This is a genomic window from Methanonatronarchaeum thermophilum, from assembly GCF_002153915.1.
GTDB classification, from domain to species: domain Archaea; phylum Halobacteriota; class Methanonatronarchaeia; order Methanonatronarchaeales; family Methanonatronarchaeaceae; genus Methanonatronarchaeum; species Methanonatronarchaeum thermophilum.
Map to the genome: position 1 here is coordinate 613,161 of NZ_MRZU01000003.1, position 14,020 is coordinate 627,180.

At 38.6% G+C, this 14,020-nt stretch carries 12 protein-coding genes; 8 read left to right on the forward strand and 4 right to left on the reverse strand.

Features of this window, described 5'->3' with window-relative positions; all coding sequences use genetic code 11:
- Positions 1-61: 61 nt before the first annotated feature.
- Positions 62-1,048: a methanogenesis marker 2 protein gene (locus AMET1_RS04280; protein ID WP_086637234.1), complete on the reverse strand. Its 987-nt coding sequence runs from the start codon at positions 1,046-1,048 to the stop codon at positions 62-64.
- Positions 1,049-1,273: 225 nt separating this feature from the next.
- On the opposite strand from AMET1_RS04280, the gene AMET1_RS04285 reads away from it, so the two are divergent.
- The 4 genes from AMET1_RS04285 to AMET1_RS04300 all read left to right on the forward strand — a co-directional run bounded on the left by AMET1_RS04285 (position 1,274) and on the right by AMET1_RS04300 (position 5,289).
- Positions 1,274-1,939 (forward strand): fumarylacetoacetate hydrolase family protein, encoded by a 666-nt coding sequence (locus AMET1_RS04285; RefSeq protein WP_086637235.1) that lies wholly within the window; start codon positions 1,274-1,276, stop codon positions 1,937-1,939.
- Between the two features lies 1 nt (position 1,940).
- Positions 1,941-3,413, forward strand: coding sequence for a stage II sporulation protein M (locus tag AMET1_RS04290; RefSeq protein WP_236629438.1), 1,473 nt, complete (start codon positions 1,941-1,943; stop codon positions 3,411-3,413).
- A gap of 397 nt (positions 3,414-3,810) precedes the next feature.
- Complete coding sequence (locus AMET1_RS04295; protein ID WP_086637237.1) at positions 3,811-4,092, forward strand: hypothetical protein; 282 nt, start codon at positions 3,811-3,813, stop codon at positions 4,090-4,092.
- A 114-nt stretch (positions 4,093-4,206) separates the two neighbouring features.
- Positions 4,207-5,289 carry an OBG GTPase family GTP-binding protein gene (locus AMET1_RS04300; protein WP_086637238.1) on the forward strand — a complete coding sequence of 361 codons (1,083 nt, stop codon included), beginning with the start codon at positions 4,207-4,209 and terminating at the stop codon, positions 5,287-5,289.
- 90 nt (positions 5,290-5,379) lie between these two features.
- Here AMET1_RS04300 and rtcA read toward each other — a convergent pair whose 3' ends face one another.
- From rtcA to AMET1_RS04315, 3 genes are all read right to left on the reverse strand, one after another.
- Positions 5,380-6,405, reverse strand: a complete 1,026-nt coding sequence (gene rtcA / locus AMET1_RS04305; RefSeq protein WP_161490761.1) for an RNA 3'-terminal phosphate cyclase — start codon at positions 6,403-6,405, stop codon at positions 5,380-5,382.
- Positions 6,406-6,432: 27 nt separating this feature from the next.
- The gene (locus AMET1_RS04310; protein ID WP_086637387.1) at positions 6,433-6,969 is read right to left on the reverse strand and encodes a nicotinamide-nucleotide adenylyltransferase; all 537 of its coding nucleotides are present in this window, start codon (positions 6,967-6,969) and stop codon (positions 6,433-6,435) included.
- Between the two features lie 190 nt (positions 6,970-7,159).
- Positions 7,160-7,726 carry an RNA 2'-phosphotransferase gene (locus AMET1_RS04315; RefSeq protein WP_161490762.1) on the reverse strand — a complete coding sequence of 189 codons (567 nt, stop codon included), beginning with the start codon at positions 7,724-7,726 and terminating at the stop codon, positions 7,160-7,162.
- Between the two features lie 269 nt (positions 7,727-7,995).
- On the opposite strand from AMET1_RS04315, the gene AMET1_RS04320 reads away from it, so the two are divergent.
- The 4 genes from AMET1_RS04320 (at position 7,996) to AMET1_RS04335 (ending at position 13,991) form a co-directional block, all read left to right on the forward strand.
- Entirely contained in the window at positions 7,996-8,577 is a 582-nt protein-coding gene (locus AMET1_RS04320; RefSeq protein ID WP_161490763.1) for a DUF2179 domain-containing protein, read from the forward strand.
- Positions 8,578-8,979: 402 nt separating this feature from the next.
- On the forward strand, positions 8,980-11,106 hold the full coding sequence (locus tag AMET1_RS04325; RefSeq protein WP_086637242.1) for an STT3 domain-containing protein: 2,127 nt from the start codon (positions 8,980-8,982) through the stop codon (positions 11,104-11,106).
- A 257-nt stretch (positions 11,107-11,363) separates the two neighbouring features.
- Positions 11,364-12,416: an NAD(P)/FAD-dependent oxidoreductase gene (locus tag AMET1_RS04330; RefSeq protein ID WP_143406842.1), complete on the forward strand. Its 1,053-nt coding sequence runs from the start codon at positions 11,364-11,366 to the stop codon at positions 12,414-12,416.
- A 141-nt stretch (positions 12,417-12,557) separates the two neighbouring features.
- Positions 12,558-13,991: an oligosaccharide flippase family protein gene (locus AMET1_RS04335; protein ID WP_086637244.1), complete on the forward strand. Its 1,434-nt coding sequence runs from the start codon at positions 12,558-12,560 to the stop codon at positions 13,989-13,991.
- The last annotated feature ends 29 nt before the right edge of the window (positions 13,992-14,020 follow it).

The following is a 14,020-nucleotide window of genomic DNA, read 5'->3' on the forward strand; positions in this document are numbered from 1 at the left end:
AAACCTATATAGATCTATATGGCTCTACAATGTTTTAACATAACCATGGCCTGGTTTCTTTTTATCTGTGTTGTTTTTTTGGTTTTCTGCAGGAGATTCCGGTTATTTTGTCTTTTTCGAAGTTGAATATGGTTTCTTTTTTGTCTCTATCTTTGATTATGAGTTTTCTGTGGTCACGTACTTTGCCTATTTTTTTGCTTGTTAGGTTTGATTTTTCGAATACCTCTATTGCTTTTTCTGTTTTTTCTGGTGGTGTTGTTACAACGAAACCCATTCCTGGATACATTTTGATCCAGTCTATCATGTCTATGTTTTTGGGTTTTGGTATGCTGTTTATATCGATCTCTGCTCCTTGGTTGCATGTCTCGATCATCATTCCTGCGGTTCCAACCATTCCTGGATTGCTTATGTCTTTACCGGCTGTAACCAGGTTTTGTTGAGCCAGTTTCTCCATAGAACCAAGTTGTTTTAAAAGTATCTCTTTGTCTTTCATCGTTGTTGTATCGTAGTTATATTGGAATGATGGGTGTACTCGGCCTTCTAGGTCGATGCCTACGACTATGTCGTCTCCTGGGTTTGCTGTTGTACTATATATAACGTGGTCTAGGTCTATTGTACCCATAATTGCTACGTCGATTGCGTTGTATTCACAATCAGGGTTTGTATGGCCTCCAACCATTGGTACGTTGAGTTTATCCATTCCTGTGTTTATGCCTTCAACAAGCCTGTTGCAGATTCCTTCGTTTGATGTACTGCAGATGCTTACCATTGCCAGTGGGGTTCCACCCATTGCAGCTATGTCGTGTGTGTTGACAAGTACTGAGCAATATCCTGCCCAAAATGGATCTGCTCTCATTAGTTTGTCCCAGATTCCATCTGCTGCGAAAACCAATCCCTCATCTCCTACTTCTATAACTGCAGCATCCTCTCCAAATGAAGCTATAACGTTTTCAGGATGGTCTGCGAACTTCTCAACCAACGGGCCTATAGGGTTTTTACGAGTGACCCCTGGAAAATTTCTAAGCTCCGATGCAAGTCTTTTTAGCATGGCATATCTGATAGATTCTATATCTTTTTATCTTTTTTGATAGAAAACTGGTTATACAACGTATTCAATACTGTAGTTTTCTCTTTATTTCTCTTATTTGTGCTTTGTTTTTATATCTATTTGTATCAAAGCATATTGGAGATATATTCTATTGTTTTTTCTTTTTTGGTTTGAAGCCAGTGCTGTAGGTAGGGGTATTGTTTCTAAGGAAATTGTTTTGTTGTTTTGGAAAGAATTTGTTTTGGAGGTATTTTTATCAGCGATCTTGGTTTTGGTTTTCCCGATCATCCTTCTAAGGTTGTTTGTGTTGGTTTGAATTATGTTGACCATGCTAGGGAGTTATCTATGGATGTTCCAGATAGGCCTGTGTTTTTTTATAAACCCCCCTCCAGTGTGATTGGTGATGGGGAACGGATTTTGGTTCCTTCTGAGGTTGGTCGTGTTGATTATGAAGCGGAGTTAGCGGTTGTTGTTGGGGAGCGATGTAAAAATGTTTCAAGTGGGGAGGTGGGTGATGTTATAGCTGGTTTCACCTGTTTGAATGACGTTACTGCGAGGGATGTTCAGGAAAATGAGTTACAGTGGGTTAGGTCGAAGGGTTTTGATAGTTTCTGTCCTATAGGTCCGTGTGTTGTTGACAGTGTACCGGAGGACGCTAGTGTTGTATGCAGGGTTAATGGGGTTGTGGAACAGGAGTCGGACATCACCAACTTTATATTTAGTATAGAAGAAATTATCATGGACCTTTCTAGCGTTATGACTTTGGAGAAGGGTGATGTTATATCTACTGGTACTCCACCTGGTGTAGGTCGTTTAAGTGACGGGGATGTTGTTGAGGTTGAAGTAGATGGCGTTGGTGTCCTAGAAAATGAGGTGAGTTATATTGAGTAATGTGGATTTTGAGTTTAATATAAGAGAGAGTGTATGGGTTTTCAGGCGTTATATCACTAAGATTGTTCCTTTCCTAGCGTTCATTTTAGGTCTTAATATAGTTGTACAGCTATTGGCAGTTCTTGGTTTTGGTACAGCATTTTCATATTTACATTTCACTGAAGGGTTAGGTACGTTCATCGATTTATTGGTTGAAGAAGAGTTTACATTGTTTATAGAGACCTTGTTGGCTCAAACAGGTTTTCTAGCTCTGTTTGGACTTACTGTTGTTGTATCAATAATCGCTAATATAGCTGGATATTCCTTGATAATGGGTGGTTTTGTAGAGCTTGTTAAAGAAACGTTTGTAAGTGATAAAGTTAATGTATCCGTTGGTTTGAAAGGCGCGGTAACATACTTCAAAAGATTGTTTTTACTACATATCTTTGGGTTAGCCTTGATTTTCGTAGGCTTGTTGTTGCCTTTTGTTTTTGGTCAAATCAGTCTCGTGTTAGGTATTTTAGTTGGTTTATTTGTCCTACTAGCATTTTTGGTTGGATTTATCGTTTTCTTCCTGTTTTCACCGGAAGCCATAGTTGTAGACGACGTTGGTGTATTTGGTGGTTTAAAGCGGAGCGCACAGTTTGTTAGGTATAATCTGCTTGAAGTTATCGGGTTTATAGTACTGTTTGTAGCGGTAATGATTGTCATAGGTATCTTGAGCCAGTTGTTCACATTCCTGTTCAGAATTCCAATCGAAAGTTTTGTAAGCATATTCATGTTACTCGTTGTTCTACCAATGTTCCTAATACTTAAAATCCGTTTGTACACCGCATACAAGGGTTTTGATAAGGTAGAGCAGTTCAATGCCGAGTACTGGCCTTGGATCAAAAATGGTTTCCTTAAATCATGGTCAACGTTTGTTGGTTTTACAAAAAACCAGATCGGGTTGTTTGGTGTTTCAATAGCTATATTCATGATAGGGGTATTCGGTGGTTGGTACTTAGGTGGATTAATACCGTTCGGACTACCTGAAATGGAGATACCTCAGCAAGTTGATTTAGGATTAAATGGCGCTTTCGCCAGCCTATTCCTATACCTAATGTTCCATAACTGGACAGTAGCCATCGGAATCGCATTCAGTGGAATAGTATTCGGACTACCTACAATCGGAGCGTTATTACTAAACGGCGGCATCGTAGGTATCGTGGGCGCATTAATAGACGACCTCGGTTTCTTCTTAGTCGGAATACTACCTCATGGAGTTGTAGAAATCCCAGCAATAGCCATAGCAGCAGCCATGGGTCTAAAAATAGGTATCAGCTTCAAAAACTATATAGGGAACAACATTGAAATAGAGGAGCTTGGCAACCAGATTGAAACTATGATGATAGCTTTAGTAGGATTGTTCCCACTGTTTGCAGTCGCAGGAATAATCGAGGCCTTCATAACACCATTGTTGATGTCGGTATTCACAGGAATACCAATGTTTTAACCGATTACTCCACAAAGGTAGAAATAACATTGGGAAAAAACTATTTCCCTCATTTTTTCCTGATGTTTTATATTATTTAATACCATTTTTTTCATCGATTTTTTTTATTAATAGGTAACATATAGAGCTTTTATAGATCCTACTCAGTTCGATTAGATGCTGAGTGTCTACTTAAAATATTTTGTTGGATTGGTTATTGTTATACATATTGGTTTTAATTTTATACCTAATTTTCACTGTCCTAAAAAAATTTTTATAACCTTTAATATAAATTAATAGTAGTTTTAATTCCTTTAGTTTTGATTTAGAGTGTTTTAGAATGATTTTGTATCCAAAAACTTTATATTTGAGTTAGTATATTAATTGAATCACCCTCAAAAGAAAGGGGGGAGAATAGATGGAAATGATCAAACAAAAAAACACACCAACCGACTCATGTGTAGAATGCATTGTCGAGAAATGTGCCAGTTGTATAAGACAAGGATGCACCCTTTCTGAAAGGGCATGTAATCTATGTAGTGAGGAACAAAATGACACACCAGAGTTTGAAGACATAATCGACGAAATCGAAGAATGCCAAAAAGAAAAACTCAACGACCCAGGAATAACAATTGGATATGAAGACGACATGTACAACGATGAACATTTCGATGGAGGATCCGACCCATACATGTACTAACAAAAAACTAGAAATATGATAAATCGATATCCAACTACATCGATTTTATGAAATATAACGATGTGGAATACGGTAAGGTTTATTGAGTGTGAGGACGGAAACAATCTGTAGAAGATGACTGAATCTATTAGACAAGAGATTGAAGAGCTTGAGGATGAAATTCAAAGCACTCCATATAACAAAGCAACTTCAAAGCATATCGGGAAACTTAAAGCAAAGGTTGCTAATTTAAAGGAGAAACTTGAGAAACAAAGTTCTGGTTCTAAAGGCGGAGAGGGATACGATGTTCAGAAAAGTGGTGACCGAACCGCTGTACTGGTCGGTTTCCCCTCCGTCGGTAAATCTACTTTATTATCTAAATTAACAGGAGCTGAATCTGAAATTGCTTCTTACGACTTCACAACCTTAGATGTAATCCCAGGTATGCTTAAACATAAAGGCTGCAACATACAGATACTGGATGTCCCTGGTTTAATCGAAGGCGCTTCAACAGATAGAGGTCGAGGACGAAGAGTTCTATCGGTAGTTAGAAACTGCGACCTGGTGTTAATCACCACAGATGTTCATAGAATGGAGCATATAACCAAAATCAAACAGGAACTGTATGACGCCGGCATACGATTAGATAAAAAACCACCTAAAATTGAAATCGAAAAAAAAGACAAAGGCGGCATCGACATAGTCAGTTCAGTCGAACAAGACCTCGATGAAGACACAATAAAAGCAATTCTCAAAGAATACAAAGTAATAAACGCAACAGTTATACTAAGAGAAAAATTCGATTTAGACCGTTTAATAGACGGAATATCAGGAAACAGAGTCTACATGCCATCACTCACAATAGTAAACAAAGTAGATGAAACACAAAAAAACATAAAAGAAGACAGCGAAGGACGTATCTACATATCAGCTGAACAAGAAATAAACCTAGAATACCTGAAAGACAAAATTCTAGAAAAACTCGACATAAAAAGAATCTACCTAAAACCCCAACGTGGCGAACCCGACATGGAAGACCCAATAGTTGTAGACCAAAACGCAACCGTAAAAGACGTATCAAGAAAGCTACATAGAGAGTTCGAGGAAAAATTCAGATACGCAAAAGTATGGGGCAACTCAGCAAAACACGACGGCCAACAAGTCGGTAAAGACCACCAACTAAAAGACGGAGACATACTAAGCATAGTAACAAACTAAAACAACCCTAACCCCCACCCAAAACCCAAAAAAAACAATACATTAAATCAAACAAAATTGAAATAAGTTTGTTGGTTTATAGTGTGTGCACTATTTTTTAGGGTTTGTAGGTGTTTGGGTTGTTATTTTTGGTGGTTTCTGGTTTTCGTGTATTTTTATTTTGTTTTTTTCATTGAATTGGTTTACTAGCCATGCGTTTGTTTTTGTATGCATCGTTATTTCGGTTGTTGTGTAGTTTCCACCGGCTAGTGATAAGGTTGGTATTAACTGGTCGGCACAGTATTTATCGATGTCTCCTTCTGTTTTGATTTGTTTTATCAGTTCTATAGCTGCTTCTTCCCCTACTTTTTCTGCTGGTTTTCCGGGTTTGCCTAGTGAACTTCCGGCGTAACGACATCCATTTTGGCTCCAAACTACGATGCCAGAGCCTTTACCTAACACATCGCATGTTTCTATTTCGATTTCGGTTGGTAATCCTATTTTCTTGAGTTTTTTAGTTGCTGTCTGTGCTTGTCGTATGGCTATGTGTCGTGGTAGGTTTCCGCAATGTGAAACTCCCTTGATTTTTTGGGGTTTTTTACAATCGATGGATTTTGAATTTAAGGTCAGATCTCTGGTGGTTAATGATATTTTTCCACCGCCTTTCGGATAATAACCTCTTTTAATTAAATCTAAATCAAACTCGATACCGAACTGGCTTAAAACTGGTTTTGTTACGTGTTTCAAGTAATCTATTGGGGGTGCCCATTTAACATCGGTTCCACCGACTGCAACAATTTTTAACTCGCTCGCTACATGGAGAGTTGGCACAACACACTGTATCAACAGGGATACACTTCCAGCGGTTCCTATATCTATCTCAACCTCTCCGCTAGGGGTTTTTTTGGGTTCGAAAAATAGTTCTGTAGACCTCAAGGTATCTCCAACAACCCTGGCATCGGTTAGCCTTTTCATTAATTCTACACAACTTAGGTGTTGATGGGATAAACCTGGTTTAGACCTGCCAGCCCGAATATTCTCTAATCTAAATGGTTTTTGTAAAACAGTTGACATAGCCAATGCGGTTCTAACTACCTGGCCACCACCCTCCCCATAAGAACCATCGATAACTAACAAAACAACCACAGACCGACTTAAGGTTTTTTACAACTCTGCTTTCCTTCCATATGAGTCTTCTTCCCTGACAATGTCTTTAAGTCTCTGAACACCGTCAACCTCATCAATAACTTCAAGTGTTCCCTCCGGAACCAAATGTGTCCATCTCTCATCCTCAATCATACGTCTTCTAATCTCAGTTCCAGAATATTCATCACGTTTAAATAAAGGTGGATGACGCACCTCATATCCTTCCTCTTTACATAACCTAACAACAAGAGGGTTATTACTATAAACAATATCAAAAGGCGGGGTCATCGACTCGAGATGTGAAGTCCAAATAGAATTTCTCTGAATATCTTCAATAGGAATTATATAAGACATCCCTTTAAATCCATTCAACTCAAGGGTCCGTCGAATCATAGCAACCCTCTCACCAGCAGTAAATGGATTATCAAGTTCATGACTAATTTGGGCACTACCAATACCAATCACAATCTCATCAACTACATCACTAATCTCCCATATAACATTCATATGGCCTTTATGAAACGGTTGATACCTACCTATCGTAAGAGCCCTCATACCCCAATATATAATCACAAAACACCATATACCTAATGGAAACCTCTTTAAACCTACCTAAACATAAAGAGAGAAATCCAAACCAATACAACCACAACCAATATCAATGTATAATCAATGTATATACTATCTAGATTTAGATTAAAAATCTAAACTAAAAACCTGATATACAACTTCTAAATTATGGTTTCTATCTTAGGTCGATATCTTGTTTTACTTCGAGGTATGCTGGTGGTATTTCATCTGCTACCCATACACCTTTAGCCGCCTTACGAATATCTACATCGCTTACCTGAGCTTCCCTGCTCCTAACTATTATCAATATGGGGTTGTCTGTTGATGAACTTGCAACCTGTAGGGCCGACTCTTTTTCTTCACTGAGATGGACCTTAACTTTATCCGCAGGCTTCAAACCTATTTCAAGAACCCTACCTGCTTCCTCCTCACTACTACCATAATAAAGTTCTTCAGGAGCTTCAACCATCGGTAGTTCTGGATCCACATCAACCGTATGGCCATATGTAGCTCTAATCTCCCCATCCCTAATCTCATACCTACCCTTTTCATCGGTCTGAACAAGAACCTCGATATGCTGTTTCTCAAGCCAGTTATACCGGTTTCTCCTACTAATAGAACTATACAAATTATCTAAAGAGGCCCAGCCATCATCATCCAACTCAACCCCTATATCACGTGGAAAATGTCTGAGAGAACCAGAAACAATCTTACCCAACGCAGTAACCTTATCCTCAGACATAAACAACTCTCCCTCATCCCCACAACCGCAGGAATCACCTCTAAAATAACCATGGACGGGACATTTCTTTATATGCATCCCTTAAAATGAAGTGCCACTCCTCTAAAAATTTTTCTATCAAAAAACACAACAAAACAAAAACCCCTTCATTACCTTTTAAAACCGATATAGATATACCAACATCCATCCATCTAAATATAATTAAATTAAATTAAATTTTAATTCAGTTTATAATTTAGTTTTTGAATTCAGTTTAGTGAGAGATTGTTTTGATTGAGTCAGAGTTTTTTAGTTTGGTTATATTGCCTTTATTGATTTTCACAGCTAGGGTCCTCGATGTCAGTATGGCTACAATAAGAACGATATTCGTTGTTAGGGGAATAAAATTTCTAGCTGCGTTTATAGGTTTTTTCGAGATATTAATCTGGTTACTTGCTATTGGCCAGATAATGGCAAATCTAACAGATCCAATAAACTACATAGCATATGCTGGTGGTTTCGCAACTGGAAGTTATGTTGGAATTGTTCTAGAGGATCGTTTGGCTATAGGAGACCTACTGATACGGGTCTTAACGACAGACAAAGCAGATGAAATGTCCAACAAACTATACAGAAAAGGATACAAAGTAACCAAGATACCGGCAACATCAAATGGAGACAAAATCGAGATACTATACATACATATAAAACGAAAAGAACTAGAAGAAATAATAAAAACAATAAAAAAACACGATCCAAAATCTCTCTACACAGTACACGATATAAGGGAAGCAAGCGACGAAAAAACAATAGAAATGGAACAAAAAAGATACCACAGACGTATCTTCGATTACCTAAGACGTGGAAAATAACACAAACCCACACAAAAACGATTAAACAACCACAAAATAAAACCCAACAATAAACTATATTATAACACTAAAACAAATAAAACAATCTAAAAAACAACTTACAAACAAACCAAAATTAATTCGATCCAACCTAATCTCCCTTACCTTAACCTCACAATTAATAATTTAATTTAATGTAAATCAACCTAATTTAATGTAAATAAACCCAATTGATATAAACTAACCCAACTAAATTCAACAGAACATTAAAACCAATTTAATTAAGGTTATTCAATTTGGCCTGATTTGATCTAGTTTGGTGTATGTTGGTTTGTGTTTGTTGTTTTGGTGGTAGGGTTGATTGTTTGGGATATGTCTGGTAGATCGGTTTGATGTAAAAAGTACAACTGGGGTTTTCAGCATATGGTGGATGAGTCTAAGAAAGAAAAAACGTTTCAACAAAAATTGGCTGAGGGAGATTATACGAGGATTGTCTCCATTATTACGGTGATTTTCGCTATAGTGGTTGGTACGTGGATGCGTATCAGTATGGGTACTTTGGATAGGTTGCAGAAATTTGATCCATTCCAACACTATTTATTGTCGGAGTATTGGTTTGAGAATTGGAGTTATGCCGTTCATGATTTAATGATGTATCCAGGGCCTGAGGGAGCTCTTCGTAGTGTTGGGTATCCTCCTTTAACCCATGCAGTTCCGGCGTTGATTACCGAGTTTGTAAATTTCTTTACGTCGGTAAGTGTTATGGATATCGTTATTCTTGGCCCGGTTATATTCACTGCTTTAATACCTGTTGTATATTGGGGTCTTGGAACAGAGCTGTACAATGAAAAGGTTGGTATTGTAGCGGCGTTGTTAACTCTTGTTTTTCCACATCTTATTGAGGTTGGTAGGGCTGGAGCTTACGACACAAATCCACATATCGCTTTGTTCTATCCATTGATCTTGTTATTGTTGGTTAAATCGTTTAGGCAGAGTACAGTTCGTGGTAGAGTGCAGTGGGGGTTAGGTGCTGGTGTAGCGATGGGTCTTTTTGGTTTGTTTTGGGCAGGATTTAACTCGATTTTCGCTTACACCGCTTTTGCGATAGCGATATATGTGTTGGTAGGGTCTTGGTTTAACAAGGTGAAAAAAGAAGACACCTACTCGTTATTAGGGATATTAGTTGCATATCCGATTATATCTTATTTCCACACACTCTCGTTCCCAGGTGAAGAGACCTTGTTGGTCGCTCCACTTGTCTTGTTGCCGTATATTGCAGCTAAACTGCCTGAGTGGTCTGAAAAACTAGATTTCGTTGGGGATGGACTTAGATTCAGAAATTACGTTACAACAAGTATTGCTGGAGTTATTTTCGCTGGAGCGTTGTTGGTTTGGTATGGAATAATTCCAATAGGTGTCAGTGGTTTCGGGTTGATTAGTGGTGAAGGCGTTTGGGGTACAGTAGCTGAGTTACAACCTACTTTTGGAACCGGGTTTGAAGCCGGTTTAACACCACTCTATAATCATTTTGGACATTGGGGAACCTTTTTACTGCCTCTGGTGTTTATCGGTCCAATTCTTTACACCGGCTACAAAATCTACAGTGATTTCAGAACTGAAAGGGTGTTTGAATTCACATTCATACTGTTGACCTTTATAATGATGTTCTGGGCTCATAGGTTCCTACCGCTCTACCTATACTTCATCCCACCTGTTGCCGCAGCAATGGTAGTTGGATTGGTGGAGTTTATCGGACTTAAAGACATACGTAAGGAGATGTCCCGTCGATGGGGCCAAGTTAAACGGTTTGACGCGATAAAAGTCGGAGTGGTAGTCCTATTTATATTCGCCGTATCGTTTGTTTCGGTACCGATCTCAGATGGTGAAGTACGGCAATATCCCTCAACAATATACCAAGAGAACAACGGGGCTTGGATATCCACCTTTGACCACATGAGCGGGTCAGAAGACTTCACTCCGGATGACCATGTAATGACATGGTGGGACTATGGATTCCCATTAAAAGCTCTTGGTGATGTAGGTGCCTTCACCGACAACACCCAATGGAACGTAGATGATGCAGCCGACTTCTATATGTCCAAAGATATAGAGGAAGCACATCAAATGTTGGTCGATTGGTCCGAAGACCGTGATGAAGAAGTAGACTACATAGTTGGAAACAAAGGACTCGGTGTATTAGTGCCGGATACAATGTATGGTGGAAAAACAAGTGCAGTGGCAACAGTAGCCGACGTAAACCCAGAAGACTACGTAGACGACTGGCCAGAAGGACAAGACAGTATATCACAACAAGTACCATGGTCGATAGTTTGGCAAGAAGGAATGGAAGAACCTAATGTTCCAGAAACACTTGAAAACACAACATACTACAACCTCGCGTTCCCAGAAGGAGTCAGTCCAGGAGACAACGAACCAGAAGTAGGAGACGTAATATACGACAAATTCGAAGTAGTATACAAAAGCCCTGAAAGTATTGGAGGACCCTTCGACGGAAGCGCAATAATCGTATACGAAGTAATATACGACTAAAAAAACAAATCAAATCAAATCAAATCAAAACAAGCACAAATGAAAGTTCCAAGCTTGTGCAATGGGCTTGGGACTCCCTATCCTTCTTTTTATCTATATCTATTTTTCGCTTCGTCTTTATTTTTAGTTTTAGATTTGGCTTTATTTTGGTTTTGGTTTTATTTTGGTTTTTTTGGTGTGGTTTATCGGAAAGGTTAAAACTTTTTGATGTAGATATCTCTATTTATGTTGTTAGTTTGTTTTGGTTTGGGGGGTTGTTGATTTTGGTTGTTAGGGATGTGTCTATTGTTGGTGGTGGTTTGTCTGGTTTGTTGACTGCTAGGTATTTGGATAGGGTTCCTGGTGTTGATGTTCGGGTTTTTGAGAGGCGTAGTAGGGAGAGGTATAGGGTGGATTGTGGTGGGGGTTTTATTGATTTGCGTGGTGTTTTGGGTTTGGTGAGTGATGAGGTTCGGTCGTTTGTTCGTTGTGAGGTGGGTAGTTCGGTTTGGAGGTTTAAGGGGGATTTTGGTGTTAGGAAGGTTAGTGTGGAGCATGATGATTTTTTTTGGATTATTGATAGGGTTGGTTGGCAGGAGAAGGTGATTGATGATCTCTGTGATGTTGATTTGGTTTTTGGTGAGGAGGTGGATGTGGAGTCTTTGGATAGTGATTTAGTTGTTGATGCTGGTGGTGCTCGCTATAGGTTGGGTAGTGCTGTGTATGGTGTGTATAAAGGTGATTTTTCTAAGTTATCTAATAGGGTTATTTTTGATTATAGACAAAGTTTAGATGGTTATTATTGGGTTTTTCCTATGGAGGATGGTTTTGCTAATATTGGTTGTGGTGAGTTTGGTGGTGATGTTGGTGAGGGTGTGCTTGATAGTTATGTTGGTGAACTGCCTTTTGAGGTTGGTTTTAAGGTGAAGCATGGGGGAGGTTATTTTGATTATACTTATTTTTTGAAGGATGTTAGAGGTAGGAGGAACAGGCTTATTCAAAAAAAGGATGGTGGTTGGTTGGCGAGGGTTGGGGATGCTGCTGGTGTTATGGATCCGTTGACTGGTGAAGGTATTGGTGGAGCGGTATCCACTGCTTACTGTCTTTCAAAAGCGGTTAAAAAAGATAGTCTTGATAAATATCCTGTTTGGGTTGAAAAACAAAACAACCATACAGTGCGTAAAAAAATGGCAGTACTTAGGAAGAAGGATTACCAAAGGTTTGTTAGGAGGATGGGTGTGTTTGATGGGGTTAGGTCAAGTGATTGTTATAGTGTTCCTAAATTCCTTATAAAACATCCAATCCGTTCGATTAAGTTCTTAAAATCCTGAGACTTAAAACAAAAAAACAGGTAGGTATTGGTATAATTGTATATGTTGTTTGGGTTTTTGCATTGGCTTTATTTTATAGAAAATAAATTACTTTTAGGTTAAAGTTTTTAGGTATAGTTTTGATTGGGACTGGTTAAATCAATGAGACTGGCAAAATCTTCGATCGCTGTTTTCTTAATAAAGATATTTGTTGCAGTAATTGGTTTTTTAGGTACTTGGTATGCTGCGAGGGTTGTTGGTGCTGAGGGGCTTGGTGTTTTTTATTTGTTTACAGCGGTTGTTTCGGGTTTGTCGTTGTTCACCAGTTTTGGTATTGGAAGTGCCACAACTAAGCGTGTGAGTGAAGGTCGGGAGCAGGGTGAGTTTTTGGGTGCTGCTTTTTTGATGAATTTAGGTCTCTATCTGGTGACCATATCTATTGCATTAATATTTAAAGATGAGATTATAGGTTTCATAGGTTATGAACCGGCCTACTACTTTATATTCATAGTTTTACTTTTCAAGGTTTTTAAAAAACCAATTAAGTATGCTTTGAAGGGTGAGAGGCGTGTAGCTACTGGTAAATCTCTTTCGCTTGTTAGTGATTCGGTTAGGGTTGGTTTGTGGGTTGTTTTGTTAACGGCTGGAGCCGGTGTGTTCGGGTTGGTTGTTGGGTATGTTGTGGGGTATCTAGCTGCTTTGGCTGTAGGTTTGTTTCTTATTTCGATTAGGCTTAAACTGCCTTCTAAAAGGCATTTTAAAAGTATTTTTGATTATTCTAAGTATAGTTGGTTGGGGTCGATTGAGAGTAAGGCGTTTAGTTGGACCGACACAATCGTTTTAGGGTTGTTTGTGGCTCCTGCTTATATCGGTATTTATGAGGTTGCTTGGAGTATTTCAGGGTTGTTCTATTTCGTGGCAGGTGCTATCGGTTCGGTTTTATTTCCTAATGTCAGTCATTTAGCGTCAAAAGGGAAGGTAGATGAAATTAGAGACATCATTGAGGAGGCGTTGATTTATGTGCCTATCATCGCGTTCCCAGGTTTGGTTGGAGCTGCAGTGGTAGGTGAAGGTGTTTTGAGGCTTTATGGTGAGGAGTTCACAATTGGTTATATAGTTCTGACTATATTGATTTTAGCACGCATAGGTAATACATTCAAATCTTCTATGACGAAAATAATCAATGGTATGGATAGGCCTGACCTATCTTTCAGGGTTTATGTTGTTTTCTTAGTTTTGAATCTGTCGTTGAATTTCGTTTTAGTTTATCTGTTTGGTTGGGTTGGAGCGGCTGTCGCAACAGCTTTCTCGATTACTGTGGCGGCTTTGATAGCCTATTATTATTTGAATAGGTTGATAAGTATTAAATTGCCTTTTAGAGAGCTTGGTAAAGAGGTTTTCGCTGCTTTAATTATGGGTCTTGCTTTATATCCACTTTCGATAGTTCTATCTCCATTGTTGTTTTTCGAAACTATCTTTTTGGTTGTTTTAGGTACATTGGTCTACTTTGGAGTCTTATTATTGATAAGCACTGAAATTCGGGTTAAGTTGCATGGTTTGTCTAAAACCATCTATATGGAGTATATCAAAGGTTGATTGGGTTTTTTGTATAGCTCCAATGGTTG